Origin of the sequence: Neisseria sp. DTU_2020_1000833_1_SI_GRL_NUU_006, from assembly GCA_032388755.1 — a bacterium.
In the GTDB taxonomy this organism is placed as follows: domain Bacteria; phylum Pseudomonadota; class Gammaproteobacteria; order Burkholderiales; family Neisseriaceae; genus Neisseria; species Neisseria sicca_C.
Map to the genome: position 1 here is coordinate 1,184,521 of CP135593.1, position 12,029 is coordinate 1,196,549.

The 12,029-nt window shown below is 49.1% G+C and carries 16 protein-coding genes; 2 read left to right on the forward strand and 14 right to left on the reverse strand.

The genetic code is table 11. The features are described 5' to 3' along the window. Positions 1–107 precede the first annotated feature (107 nt). The gene (gene hscB / locus RSJ68_05795; protein ID WNU98226.1) at positions 108–614 is read right to left on the reverse strand and encodes a Fe-S protein assembly co-chaperone HscB; all 507 of its coding nucleotides are present in this window, start codon (positions 612–614) and stop codon (positions 108–110) included. An 82-nt stretch (positions 615–696) separates the two neighbouring features. Here hscB and RSJ68_05800 point away from each other — a divergent pair, with 82 nt between their 5' ends. Further along, on the forward strand, positions 697–918 hold the full coding sequence (locus RSJ68_05800) for an alternative ribosome-rescue factor A (GenBank protein WNU98227.1): 222 nt from the start codon (positions 697–699) through the stop codon (positions 916–918). Here the strand turns inward: RSJ68_05800 and iscA are convergent. The 8 genes from iscA to iscR form a co-directional block, all read right to left on the reverse strand. Beyond that, positions 878–1,198, reverse strand: coding sequence for an iron-sulfur cluster assembly protein IscA (gene iscA, locus RSJ68_05805; protein ID WNU98228.1), 321 nt, complete (start codon positions 1,196–1,198; stop codon positions 878–880). The genes RSJ68_05800 and iscA overlap by 41 nt on opposite strands. A 64-nt stretch (positions 1,199–1,262) precedes the next feature. Continuing rightward, positions 1,263–1,508 carry a recombinase RecA gene (locus tag RSJ68_05810; GenBank protein ID WNU98229.1) on the reverse strand — a complete coding sequence of 82 codons (246 nt, stop codon included), beginning with the start codon at positions 1,506–1,508 and terminating at the stop codon, positions 1,263–1,265. A 624-nt stretch (positions 1,509–2,132) separates the two neighbouring features. Then, positions 2,133–2,519: a Fe-S cluster assembly scaffold IscU gene (gene iscU, locus RSJ68_05815; GenBank protein WNU98230.1), complete on the reverse strand. Its 387-nt coding sequence runs from the start codon at positions 2,517–2,519 to the stop codon at positions 2,133–2,135. Between the two features lie 38 nt (positions 2,520–2,557). Beyond that, positions 2,558–3,160 (reverse strand): putative adenosine monophosphate-protein transferase Fic, encoded by a 603-nt coding sequence (locus tag RSJ68_05820; protein ID WNU98231.1) that lies wholly within the window; start codon positions 3,158–3,160, stop codon positions 2,558–2,560. Next, positions 3,157–3,345, reverse strand: coding sequence for an antitoxin VbhA family protein (locus RSJ68_05825; GenBank protein WNU98232.1), 189 nt, complete (start codon positions 3,343–3,345; stop codon positions 3,157–3,159). Before RSJ68_05825 ends, RSJ68_05820 begins: the two co-directional genes overlap by 4 nt. Before the next feature lie 49 nt (positions 3,346–3,394). Then, entirely contained in the window at positions 3,395–3,523 is a 129-nt protein-coding gene (locus RSJ68_05830; GenBank protein WNU98233.1) for a hypothetical protein, read from the reverse strand. A gap of 383 nt (positions 3,524–3,906) precedes the next feature. Then, entirely contained in the window at positions 3,907–5,121 is a 1,215-nt protein-coding gene (locus RSJ68_05835) for an IscS subfamily cysteine desulfurase (GenBank protein ID WNU98234.1), read from the reverse strand. A 29-nt stretch (positions 5,122–5,150) separates the two neighbouring features. After that, positions 5,151–5,597, reverse strand: a complete 447-nt coding sequence (iscR, locus tag RSJ68_05840; GenBank protein ID WNU98235.1) for a Fe-S cluster assembly transcriptional regulator IscR — start codon at positions 5,595–5,597, stop codon at positions 5,151–5,153. Positions 5,598–5,949: 352 nt separating this feature from the next. On the opposite strand from iscR, the gene RSJ68_05845 reads away from it, so the two are divergent. After that, on the forward strand, positions 5,950–7,122 hold the full coding sequence (locus RSJ68_05845) for an alpha-hydroxy acid oxidase (GenBank protein WNU98236.1): 1,173 nt from the start codon (positions 5,950–5,952) through the stop codon (positions 7,120–7,122). 130 nt (positions 7,123–7,252) lie between these two features. Here RSJ68_05845 and RSJ68_05850 read toward each other — a convergent pair whose 3' ends face one another. The 5 genes from RSJ68_05850 to RSJ68_05870 form a co-directional block, all read right to left on the reverse strand. Beyond that, a complete protein-coding gene (locus RSJ68_05850) occupies positions 7,253–8,035 on the reverse strand; it encodes an RNA methyltransferase (protein ID WNU98237.1) in 783 nt (260 codons plus the stop codon). A gap of 212 nt (positions 8,036–8,247) precedes the next feature. Then, the gene (locus RSJ68_05855) at positions 8,248–8,793 is read right to left on the reverse strand and encodes a sigma-E factor negative regulatory protein (protein ID WNU98238.1); all 546 of its coding nucleotides are present in this window, start codon (positions 8,791–8,793) and stop codon (positions 8,248–8,250) included. A 72-nt stretch (positions 8,794–8,865) separates the two neighbouring features. Continuing rightward, complete coding sequence (gene rpoE / locus RSJ68_05860) at positions 8,866–9,465, reverse strand: RNA polymerase sigma factor RpoE (GenBank protein ID WNU98239.1); 600 nt, start codon at positions 9,463–9,465, stop codon at positions 8,866–8,868. 82 nt (positions 9,466–9,547) lie between these two features. After that, positions 9,548–10,918: a tRNA lysidine(34) synthetase TilS gene (gene tilS, locus RSJ68_05865; GenBank protein WNU98240.1), complete on the reverse strand. Its 1,371-nt coding sequence runs from the start codon at positions 10,916–10,918 to the stop codon at positions 9,548–9,550. A 66-nt stretch (positions 10,919–10,984) separates the two neighbouring features. Continuing rightward, a complete protein-coding gene (locus RSJ68_05870; protein WNU98241.1) occupies positions 10,985–11,944 on the reverse strand; it encodes an acetyl-CoA carboxylase carboxyltransferase subunit alpha in 960 nt (319 codons plus the stop codon). Positions 11,945–12,029 lie beyond the last annotated feature (85 nt).

A 12,029-nucleotide genomic window follows, 5' to 3' on the forward strand; every position in this document is an offset into this window, starting at 1 on the left:
ATTTTGAAAATATAATGGCATACAACATGATGAAATAAGCAATAAAGGTCGTCTGAAACCTTATTCCGGTTTTCAGACGACCTTTCAGATGCTCAAAATCTAGGTATTTAATCTTGCAATGCGGCGGCGATTTCGTTGCGCAGTTTGTTTAAAAACCTGCCGTGGCGCACCCATTGAGCGGCAGCTTCGTGGTCTTTCGCTGCAAAGGCCGTCCGCAAATCTTGATACAGCTTGTCTTGTTCGCGGCTGATTTCTTGATCCAACGCGCGCAGGGCTTCGTTGTTTTGCTCCATTTGCGCATCCATCAGCGCTTCGCGCCATTCCATTTGCTGCATGAGAAATTCAGGAGCGAAAGAGGTATGCTCCGGCGCGTCGGCGTCGATGCTCAATGTCTTCAACAGGTACGCAGCACGGTCGATGGGATTTTTCAAGGTACGGTAGGCATCGTTGATGGTAGAAGACATCATCACTGCCTGCTTTTGCTCGAAGGCGGAGGCTGAAGCGAATTTATCGGGATGGAAACGGGCAGCCAAGGCGCGGTAGGTTTGCTCCAAGCTTTCGGCGTCGATATCGAAAGCGGGTTCAAGCTGGAAGAGTGTGAAATATTGGGACATGGCGGGATAATTAATGTGAAATTTTCGGCAGAAACCTGATTTTGCCTTATAATCCGCTGATTCTTAACCAAAAGGACTGAATATGAGCAGTAAAGTGCAACACAATAAAGGCAAAATACGCGACAATGCCTTAAAAGCCTTAGTAAAATCCGATTTGTTCCGACACAAGGTGGAACGGAAAAGAAAAGGCAAAGGCAGCTACAACAGACAGGAAGCGAAAAAATGGCGGGACGGTTTTGATACTGTCCCGCCGTTTTTATGTCTTAAACGTGGAAGCTCTCGCCACAGCCGCAAGAGTCTTTGACATTCGGGTTTTCGAATTTGAAACCTTCCTGCAAACCTTCTTTGGTGTAATCGACTTGCGTGCCGTCCAGATAAACCAGACTTTTCGGGTCGATATAGATGCGGGCGCCGTGTTCTTCGAATACCAAATCTTCGGCGCTGGCCTCATCGACAAATTCGAGGTTGTAGGCCATGCCCGAGCAGCCGCTGGTTTTCACACCCAAGCGCACGCCCAAGCCTTTGCCGCGTTTGGTCAGGTAGTTGTTGATGTATTTGGCTGCATTTTCTGTGATGGTAATCATGCTTCTTTCCTTATTTCGCAATCATTGTTTTACCTACTTTCATTTTCAGACGACTTCTTGCCTTTCAGGTCGTCTGAAAACGCTGTTTTGCCCACGCTATCGCGGCAGAAACGGCGGCTTTTGCCTGCGGACTGTTTTTCCAACAGGTCGAGCCGGTCAATTTTGCGCCCTGTTCCAAAACATCGTCCAAATCCGCTGCCGCCAGCGTGGCAACATCATCCAAACCCATTTGCTGCAAACGCTTCAATACGGTTTTGCCTATGCCTTTGACGGCAAGCAGGGATTGGGCTTCTTCATCGGTAAAAGGCATTTCGTGTCCTTTGATTTTGCAGACGTATTGATAAATATAAGCCTACGGCTTATCGCCCTCTCCCTAACCCTCTCCCGCGGGGAGAGGGGATAGATTGGCAGGCAGTCCCAAATTTGACGACAACTTCAAAAGGATTAAGTTTCTGTGTCCTTACCCTCTTCTTCATGAGAGAAGGCATGCCGTTTCTTTTGATTTTGCAGGCGTATCGACCAAATATAAGCCTGCGGCTCATTGCCCTCTCCCTAACCCTCTCCCGCTGGGAGAGGGGATAGATTGGCAGGCAGTCCCAAATTTGGCGGCAACTTCCAAACGATTAAGTTTCTGTGCCCTCACCCTCTTCTTCACGAGAGAAGGCATGTCGTCTCTTTTGATTTTGCAGGCGTATCGACTAAATATAAGCCTACGGCTTATCGCCCTCTCCCTAACCCTCTCCCGCGGGGAGAGGGGATAGATTGGCAGGCAGTCCCAAATTTGGCGGCAACTTCCAAACGATTAAGTTTCTGTGTCCTTGTCTCCCACCTCTGAGTGAGAAGGGAACAAGCCTTCGAGTTTACTTTTTCCGGAAACCCTAAGACTTTCAGGAATCCTACAAACGTCCGCCGACAAAGCGCCAACTGAATCGGTTTATTTGTTTTCCTGACGTTTGCGATAATCGGCAACAGCCGCTTTCACCGCATCTTCAGCCAAGATGGAGCAATGGATTTTCACAGGCGGCAGTTCCAGTTCTTCGGCGATTTCGCTGTTTTTGATTGCCAGCGCGTCATCCAAGCTCTTGCCTTTGACCCACTCGGTAATCAGGCTGGAAGAAGCGATGGCAGAGCCGCAGCCGTAAGTTTTAAATTTCGCATCTTCGATGATGCCTTCGTCGTTCACTTTGATTTGCAGGCGCATCACGTCGCCGCAAGCAGGCGCGCCGACCATGCCGGTGCCGACAGACTCGTCGTTTTTATCGAAAGTACCGACATTGCGGGGGTTTTCATAGTGATCGATTACTTTATCGCTGTATGCCATGATGTGGTTTCCTTAAAATATCGTGGTTTGTTGATGTTTTAGTCGTCTGAAAAAGACGATTGTTCTAAATTGTCTAAAATTAATCGTGCCAATAAACTGCTATCGGCATGGTATGCCTGAATACAGGCTTGAATCATTTGTTCGGCAGAGATATTTTGCCAATGTATCTGCAAACCGTTTTTCATTGCCAATTGCGTTATAAACAGACGCAATGTTCTGCCGTTTCCTTCACGAAAAGGATGTAGGACGTTCAACTCGCCTAAATAATAGGCTGCACGCTCTGCAAACTTATCTTTATCCAAGCCATGCAAATAGTTTTCGCTTCTCAGCTTCTCCAAAAGTTTGCGGCTTTCGTTTTCGATAAAAGCAAAATTGGCAAATCGGGTATTACCTTTGGAAATATCAATCCGCCGGATTTCGCCCGCCCAATCATAAACATCGCCAAACAGTTCGCGATGAATGGTCTGTAAATGCGCCAAATCGAAATTGCCCATAATGGGTTGCAAAAGCAGATATTGGGCGCGAACGGCGGAAAATTCTTTTTCGGCGGTTTCCAGCAATTCACTATCTTGGATGGAGAGCTTGTTTTTAAATACTCCCCCATTCATATAAATGGTGTCTTCTCCGCCGTATTTGCTCATTTTTCCGCCATTCTTTGTTTGATACCGTCCAAAGCCTCATCCAAGCTGATTTTGCCTTCTACCAAACGCTGCATATCATGTATGGCCTCCGGGCTGATGTTCAACTGCTCCATCCGCCATGAGCCGATAATGGAATGCGTCGTTTGCGGCAAATGATGCTGCTGTTCCTGATTTTGTAGGGACATAAGGATTCCTTATTTTGCCTCTAAATTTTTTCAGACGACCCAAGCCACCTTAGATTTTGCACGCGCCGCCTTCGCAGCCGTCGTCGTTTTCCGAATCGACGCCGCCCTCCACGGTAACGCCGTCAAAATCTTCAAGCAGGTTGTCGAGATTATCGAGGTCGAGTTCTTGTTCGTTCATGGGTTGCATCCTTGATTTTAATGTGGTGGCTTTTAGGTCGTCTGAAAAGGTCTTTTTGAGGTTTCAGACGACCTTTTTTGTTTTTAATATGTGGACTAAGTGTTATCAAACTTAATGTTTCGGGTGATTTAACAGATTTGTTGGGCTTCTTCCCATCTTTAATAACTTATTGAATTAAACAGAGACATTATGTTATCATTGACCTAGATTTATTTGGAAAAAAAATGAACCCAAACAAAGCAATAGCTTTGCTGGTTGCGCTTCTCCTATTTGTACAGGAACCAAGGTCGATTGAAAAATGCCGTGCTCCTGTGCACTTAGAAGCACCTAAATCATCGAAATAATAAGCCAGCACGGTGGGAAGCCTGTGCTGGCTTCCGTTTTTAATGCGCTGCCCATTCAATCGAGTTCAAATCAATCCCGTCTTTGAACATTTCCCACAGCGGCGACAGTTCGCGCAGTTTGCCGATTTTGGATTTGATCAGTTCTGCGGCAAACTGTACTTCTTCTTCGGTGGTCATGCGGCCGAAGGTGATGCGCAGGGATGAGTGCGCCAGTTCGTCGTTGCGGCCGAGCGCGCGCAGGACATAGCTGGGTTCGAGCGAAGCGGAGGTACAGGCGGAGCCGCTGGATACGGCGAGTTCTTTCACTGCCATAATCAGGCTTTCACCTTCGACGAAGTTGAAGCTGACGTTCAGGTTGTTCGGGGCGCGGTGTTCGAGGTCGCCGTTGATATAGACTTCTTCGATGCCTTCGATGCCTTTGAGGAAGATGTCGCGCAGTTTGCGGTAGTGCGCCATGTCTTGCTCGAGTTCTTCTTTGGCGATGCGGAAGGCTTCGCCCATGCCGACGATTTGGTGGGTCGGCAGAGTACCGCTGCGGAAGCCGCGTTCGTGGCCGCCGCCGTGCATTTGGGCTTCGAGGCGGACGCGGGGTTTGCGGCGGACGTACAGTGCGCCGATGCCTTTGGGGCCGTACACTTTATGACCGGACATGGACAGCAGGTCGATTTTGGCGGCTTCCACGTCAACAGGCACTTTGCCGCAGGCTTGGGCGGCATCGACGTGGAAGATGATTTTGCGTTCGCGGCAGATTTCGCCGATGGCGGGAATATCTTGCACGACGCCGATTTCGTTGTTCACCCACATTACGGAAATCAGGATGGTGTCGTCGCGGATGGCTGCTTTGAGTTCTTCCAAATCAATCAGGCCGTTTTCTTGTACGCCGAGGTAGGTTACTTCAAAGCCTTGACGTTCGAGTTCGCGCATGGTGTCGAGCACGGCTTTGTGTTCGGTTTTTACGGTGATGAGGTGTTTGCCTTTGGTTTTGTAGAAGTTTGCCGCACCTTTGATGGCGAGGTTGTCGGACTCGGTCGCGCCGCTGGTGAAGACGATTTCTTTGGGGTCGGCGTTAATCAGGGCGGCGATGTCGGCGCGGGCTTTTTCGACAGCTTCTTCCGCTGTCCAGCCGAATGCGTGGCTGTTGGAAGCGGGGTTGCCGAAGGTTTCGGTCAGATAGGGAATCATTTTTTCGGCAACGCGTTTGTCAACGGGTGTGGTGGCGGCGTAGTCGAGATAAACGGGGGTTTTGACGGTCATGGTTCGCTCTTTCTTTTTCTGTAATGTACTTAATGGATATGTGTAAATTGGATGACGTGGCTGCCGTCATCGCTGTTTTTCTGTTCGATGATGCTTTGCAGGGTAACGCTGCTGAGGTAGTCGTTGATGGTTTTATTCAGGTTTTCCCAAAGGTCGTGCGTCAGGCAGGGCGCGCCGTGGTGGCAGTTGGCTTTGCTGCTGCATTGGGTGGCGTCCAGCTTGTCTTCGGCGGCGGAAATGATTTGGGCGATATTGATTTGTGCGGGAGGGGCAGCGAGGATGTAGCCGCCGCCAGGGCCGCGCAGGCTTTCAACCAGCCCGGCGCGCCGCAGTTTGCTGAATAGTTGTTCGAGATAGGAAAGCGAAATGCTTTGGCGTTCGCTGATGGCGCTGAGTTTGACAGCGCCGGTTTGCGCGTTCATCGCCAAATCGATCATGGCGGTAACGGCAAAACGCCCTTTTGTGGTCAGTCTCATGGTAGGTGCCTGTGTCGGCTTTTTTATAGTGGTGCGATTGTCTAATATCTGAGTGATTCAGTCAAGTATATTCGGGCGTCTTCCGATTGTTTGTTTAAATGACTGTGCGAATGGATTTTTATCTGCCTGAAAATTTCTGTTTTTTATCTGAAACTTAAATCCGAGGTCGTCTGAAAAGTGCTATCGCCCCGCTCTTTGCAGGGTTAAAACCATTTGCTTTATACTTGCGATTGATATAGATTATTTAATTCATACTGAATGATTATGGTATTGCAAAAGGCCGTCTGAAAGCGCGCTGCCCTTTTCAGACGACCCAATCCATATGCAACCCCCTTAACAGAGGCAATCAACAATGAAACGTGATTTGAGTAAAATGACCTGTATCGAAGACCTGCGCCTTGTCGCCAAGCGCAAGATGCCGCGCATGTTTTACGATTACATCGATTCAGGTTCTTGGACGGAAACCACCTACCGTGATAACACTTCGGATTTCAAGGATATCCGCTTCCGACAAAAGGTATTGGTCAATATGGAGGGCCGTAGCCTGGAAACCAAAATGATCGGTCAGAACGTGAAAATGCCGGTGGCGATTGCTCCGACAGGCTTTACCGGCATGGCACACGCCGACGGCGAAATCTTGGCGGCGCGGGCGGCGGAGAAGTTCGGCATTCCATTTACGTTGTCCACCATGTCCATCTGCTCGATTGAAGACGTTGCCGAAAACACCAGCGCGCCGTTTTGGTTTCAGCTTTATGTGATGCGCGACCGCGAGTTTATGGAAAACCTGATTAAGCGCGCGAAGGATGCCAAGTGTTCGGCATTGGTTTTGACCGCCGATTTGCAGGTTTTGGGCCAACGCCACAAAGACATTAAAAACGGCCTTTCTGCGCCGCCGAAACCGACCATCGCAAATTTAATCAATCTGGCGACCAAGCCCGAATGGTGCATGAAAATGCTGAACACGGAACGCCGCACATTTCGCAATATCGTCGGACACGCTAAAAACGTCGGCGATTTGTCCTCGCTGTCTTCATGGACTTCCGAACAATTCGACCCGCGCCTGAGCTGGGACGACGTTGCACGCATTAAAGATTTGTGGGGCGGCAAGCTGATTATCAAAGGCATTATGGAACCTGAAGATGCGGAAAAAGCAGCGAAAAGCGGCGCGGACGCATTGGTTGTTTCCAACCACGGCGGCCGCCAACTCGACGACACCATATCCGCCATCAAAGCTTTGCCCGACATCGTCAGCGCAGTCGGCAGCGACATCGAAGTTTGGATGGACAGCGGCATCCGCAGTGGTCAGGACGTCCTTAAAGCATGGGCTTTGGGCGCAAAAGGCACGATGATAGGCAGGGCGTTCCTCTACGGCTTGGGCGCATACGGTGAAGAAGGCGTCACCCGCGCGCTGGAAATCCTGTATAAGGAAATGGACATATCCATGGCGTTTACAGGCCACCGCAATATTCAGGACGTCGATGCAAGCATCCTGCAAAGCACGCGCTGGCCTGATGACAAATTCTGATTGCTTTGAAACACCAAACCGGCGGTTAAACAGATTAACCGCCGGTTTGGTGTTTTGAGCTTGCAGTAGATAAGGTTTTCAGACGACCTTAATCAGTTTTTTACCAAACGGACCGGTCGTCTGAAAGTGCTTACGCAATGCGTTGGCGCATTTGCTCGAAGAGGCATACCGTTGCCGCCATGGCGACGTTTAACGACTCGGTCTGTCCCAACATCGGGATTCTGACGCTGCCGTCGACTTTTTCTAAAATTTCCCGACTCACGCCGCTGCCTTCATTGCCGAAAACCCAGGCGCAAGGAGCATTTAAATCCAGTTGGTACAAGTCGGAAGGATTGCGCCCGTCCAAAGCGGTCGCCCATATTTTGTCCTGATAAGTATCCAGCCAATGCGGTAGAAAAACGCGGCTGTATATGTCCAGCAGAAAATGCGCCCCCATACCCGCACGCAATACCTTGGGCGACCAAATATCGACACAGTCATTACCTAACACAATCTGCCTGATGCCCGAAGCTGCCGCGCTGCGTAAAACCGTACCGACATTGCCCGGGTCTTGCAGCCTGTCCAACACCACGCAGTCGCCGCTTAAAGGCAAATCCCCTTGCGGCGGAATCTCTATCCAAGTCATCACATCGTCGGCATCGTTCAAACTGGTGATTTTAGACAAGGCTTCGTTTCCGACCCAAGTAATACAATCTTCGTCCAAGCTGCTGATTAAATTTCGGATTTCAGGATGCGTGTTTTTACTTTCGGGCAAATACACTTGTTTGGGCGTATATCCCGCCTCTAAATAGACCTGCAAAAGATGCACGCCTTCCAACACGGTTTGCCCATATTCCCGGCGTACTTTAGATTGTGAAAGCAGCTTGGACAAATGCTTGAGCTGCTCGTTTTGCGCGGAGGTAATTAATTTCATGTGGCGCATTATATAGCGGATTCAAATAAAAAAGATACAGCACAATACCGTCCGACTTTGTTCAACCTGCTTTTTCAGACGACCTCAAGATACATCCGTTCAAAAATAAAATCCCTGCCCGAATAGCTCGGGAAGGGATTTTTCTGCCAGATGAAAATCTGTATCTCTATACAATTTTCTGTATCTCTATTCTTTCTGTATCTCTATTCAATTTAATGAACGGCGGAGTCCTGTTGAATCTGCACTTCAGTTCGAACCGTAGTCTGACTCACACCCTTTTCATTCTTTACAGAATCAGGCAGTACCACAGTATCTGAAGCATTTTTTACTGTCGGATTAGCAGCTACGGGAACAATATGTTTCTGCTGGTTTTTGGTGTCAACAGCTTTTTCCGCAATCATGCCTGACGAATCGTCCCTCACTTGCGGACCGAATTGCCATACGGCAACGGCAACGGCAACCACGCTGGCGGCAACGGCAAAATAATTGAAGAACGAGTTGTTCGCAGCTTGAACGTCCTTAACAGGCAGCACAGCGGCAACTTCGGCTTCATAACGCTGCTTGTGTTCTTCACTGATTTCGGCAAGCGTAGCGGTAAATGCTGCGCTTTGCATAAAGTCAGCATCACGTCCTGCGCCTGCTTTGTAACGCATGCAATCGCCCAACAGATGGTATTCGTACCATGCTTCTGCAGCAGCATCTTCTGACAAAAGACGGTCAAGCATTTCATCATTTATTTGATTGCTATCCATCAGCATGGAAACATATTCTCTTGTTCTATTCATTGTCGTCACCATTTCATTGTCCCATCTAATCTATAAATCTGTTTTTTACCATCTTTGATTTCCAGAGGTTTCCAACAACGGCCTCAAATCTTTTGCTATGACTTCCCGCGCCCTGAAAATACGGGATCGAACGGTCCCTATCGGACAATCCATAATCTTGGCTATTTCTTCATAAGACAGACCTTCCATTTCACGCAGGGTGATGGCTTTTCGTAAGTCTTCGGGCAAATGTGAAATTGTCAATTCTACTGTTTGCAGGATTTCCCGATTTATCATTTCAGCTTCCGGCGTATGGTAATCCGCAATCTGGTCCGACAAATCCAGAATATCGCCGTCTTCATTGGCGGTCTCTGCACTGACGAAGGGCAGTTTCCCTGAGGTTACCAAGAAGTTCTTGGCAGTATTGATCGCAATCCGATACAACCAAGTATAAAAAGCGCTGTGTCCTCGAAAATTCGGTAAAGCCCGATAAGCCCTGATCATTGCCTCTTGCGCCACATCGTTGACTTCGTGTTCGTCTTTGACAAAACGGGAAATCAAGCGGATGAGCCGACGCTGATATTTGGACATCAGCAACTCGAATGCTTTTTGTTCGCCCTTCTGCGCGCGCTCTACCAAGGCCTGATCAATCTGGCGATCATTCATATCTTACCTTTTATAATAACTGCATTATAAGCTATAAAATAGTAAAGCGTGCCGTGCCAGTTAAAGACAACTGCCGCCGTATTTAGTTCCATTTATATCTCAAAAATTTTCCGTAAACCGGTAAAAAACCGTCAAACCCTTGAAAATCGTGGCTTACCGTAAGGTTAACAATAGCAATGCAGTTTCCGTCAGTATTTGTGATAATCGGCCAGCATTTTCTGACGAACGGTACGATATGGTTTTCTTGCAACACTTTCTTAACGTTTTTATACAAAAAACCTACATTCATCATATCATCACTGCCCGCCGTCCGAATGATTCCTTCTTCTTCCAAGACCGATTCGGGCAATCCGTTGCGGTGCGGTGCCAGAAAAAAGCCGTTTTCTTGGAGAATATCTTTCAGACGACCTCTGACTTCTTTTCCCTTTATCCAATCCGCGTCTGCAAACTGGTTTTGTTTCAATATGAATAAAAAATCCCGGTATAAACATACCGATGTTTCGCCGAACTGCCATTGTGCAGTTTCTGCTTCCAACAGTATCCGCGCAAAATCCGCCAGCTTTCTCGGAGAACTTTCCACAATCTCATTCTCTTTAAAAAACCGCCAAAGAATCCGGCTGCGGCGCGCTTCGCTGAATGTCTGCCAACGGCTGACTTGGAAGCGTCCGCTTTGACAAACCGTCTGATAATCCGCTTCGACAACTTCGTCCAAAATCGCCAAATCGGTTTGCAAAGAACGGATGTTGGCACACACATGACGCTCAAAATTCGGAATGCGCTCCCGCCAAACCGGCAACGCCTCGTAACGCATCCAATTTCTTAAAAAAGCTGTATCGGCGTTACTTTCATCTTCGATGTTCGGCAGATTGCAGGCAGCGGCGTAGTTTTCCAATTCTTTTCGGGAAAACGTCAGCAGCGGCCGCCAAATTTGCGTTCCCTCATCCAGCTTGCGCCATTGCGGCATGGCGGCAAGTGCTTTAATGCCGCCGCCGCGAACCGCCGCGAGCATGAATGTTTCAATTTGGTCATCCTGATGGTGCGCCAGCGCGATGATGCCGGAGGGGTCGTCTGAAAACGTCTGATAACGCGCTTTCCGTGCGGCAGCTTCGATTCCCAAGCCGTCTTTTTTGACTTCAACTTTTACGCTTCTAAACGGCACATTCCATTCTTGGCATAAGCGTGTGCAAAACCCCAGCCAGTCATCCGCATTGCGGCTCAATCCGTGATGAACATGCAAAGCGTGTACATTCAAACCAAGCTCTTCCCGCAAACACGCCAGCATATGCAGCAACACCACCGAATCCAAACCGCCGCTCAATCCGACCGTTACCGTACAACCATCTGGAAGCGAACGCGCCGAAAGACGCAGGGTTTCCAACAAACTGCGGCATTGAGGCGGGAGGTTTTCAGACGACGTCGGGTTCATATGGCGTAATCTATATTGTGTCGGCAAGGCAAGTTCTTAGAAATGAAAAAGCAGGCAGGGGGGCTTCTGCCTGCTTTTCTGCACATTAATTGTTTACTTATCCGTAAACTTGCCGTAAGCCATAATCCGGTCGAAACGGCGCGACAGCAAATCCGCCATCGGCATATTTTGCGCTTCGCGCAACTCGGTTTCCAACACCGTTTTGACGTTTTTCATGGTCGTTTCAAAATCTCGGTGCGCCCCGCCCAAAGGCTCGTTGATCACGGTATCGATCAAATCCAGTTCTTGCAGGCGTTTGGCGGTAATGCCCAAGGCTTGCGCGGCATCTGCCGCTTTTTCGGCAGTTTTCCACAGAATAGACGCACAACCTTCCGGAGAGATAACCGAGTAAGTCGAATATTGCAGCATATTGACGTAATCGCCGACCGCAATCGCCAGCGCGCCACCGGAACCACCCTCGCCGATAATGGTACACAAAACGGGCACACGCAGGCGGGTCAATTCGTACAGGTTGCGTCCGATGGCTTCGGACTGACCGCGCTCTTCCGCGCCGATACCCGGATACGCGCCCGGCGTATCGACAAAAGTCATCACGGGAATATTGAATTTCTCGGCGGTCTGCATCAGGCGCAGTGCTTTACGGTAGCCTTCAGGGCGCGGCATACCGAAATTGCGGCGGATTTTTTCTTTGGTATCGCGGCCTTTTTGATGGCCGATAACCATCACGCTTTGACCGTTGAAGCGCGCCAAACCGCCGACGATGGCATGGTCGTCTGAATAATGGCGGTCGCCGTGCAACTCTTCAAAATCGGTGAAAATGGCTTGGATGTAATCTAAGGTGTAAGGACGTTGGGGATGGCGTGAAACCTGCGAAATCTGAGCGGGCGTCAGCTTGTTGAAAATCGATTTGGTCAAGTCGTTGCTTTTCTTCTGCAATCTGGCGATTTCATCGGAAATATCGACGGCGGATTCGCCCTGCACAAAGCGCAGCTCTTCGATTTTATTGGTTAATTCGGCGATGGGTTGTTCAAAATCCAAAAAAACTGGTTTCATAGGGTGAAGCTCTCGGTAGGGACGCTGCCGCTATCATACGCCAATCAGGCATATTTGGCAGCATTTCTCATGGAGGATATGCCGT

Bases quoted from the DNA above. Each gene is read 5' to 3' on its own strand.
- RSJ68_05870 (WNU98241.1), bottom strand. From the start codon at position 11,944: ATGAAACCAGTTTTTTTGGATTTTGAACAACCCATCGCCGAATTAACC.
- iscA (WNU98228.1), bottom strand. From the start codon at position 1,198: ATGATTACCATCACAGAAAATGCAGCCAAATACATCAACAACTACCTG.
- RSJ68_05825 (WNU98232.1), bottom strand. From the start codon at position 3,345: ATGTCCCTACAAAATCAGGAACAGCAGCATCATTTGCCGCAAACGACG.
- RSJ68_05800 (WNU98227.1), top strand. From the start codon at position 697: ATGAGCAGTAAAGTGCAACACAATAAAGGCAAAATACGCGACAATGCC.
- RSJ68_05835 (WNU98234.1), bottom strand. From the start codon at position 5,121: ATGACCGTCAAAACCCCCGTTTATCTCGACTACGCCGCCACCACACCC.
- RSJ68_05845 (WNU98236.1), top strand. From the start codon at position 5,950: ATGAAACGTGATTTGAGTAAAATGACCTGTATCGAAGACCTGCGCCTT.
- rpoE (WNU98239.1), bottom strand. From the start codon at position 9,465: ATGAATGATCGCCAGATTGATCAGGCCTTGGTAGAGCGCGCGCAGAAG.
- RSJ68_05820 (WNU98231.1), bottom strand. From the start codon at position 3,160: ATGAGCAAATACGGCGGAGAAGACACCATTTATATGAATGGGGGAGTA.
- RSJ68_05850 (WNU98237.1), bottom strand. From the start codon at position 8,035: ATGAAATTAATTACCTCCGCGCAAAACGAGCAGCTCAAGCATTTGTCC.
- RSJ68_05855 (WNU98238.1), bottom strand. From the start codon at position 8,793: ATGCTGATGGATAGCAATCAAATAAATGATGAAATGCTTGACCGTCTT.
- RSJ68_05830 (WNU98233.1), bottom strand. From the start codon at position 3,523: ATGAACGAACAAGAACTCGACCTCGATAATCTCGACAACCTGCTTGAA.
- iscU (WNU98230.1), bottom strand. From the start codon at position 2,519: ATGGCATACAGCGATAAAGTAATCGATCACTATGAAAACCCCCGCAAT.
- RSJ68_05810 (WNU98229.1), bottom strand. From the start codon at position 1,508: ATGCCTTTTACCGATGAAGAAGCCCAATCCCTGCTTGCCGTCAAAGGC.
- hscB (WNU98226.1), bottom strand. From the start codon at position 614: ATGTCCCAATATTTCACACTCTTCCAGCTTGAACCCGCTTTCGATATC.
- iscR (WNU98235.1), bottom strand. From the start codon at position 5,597: ATGAGACTGACCACAAAAGGGCGTTTTGCCGTTACCGCCATGATCGAT.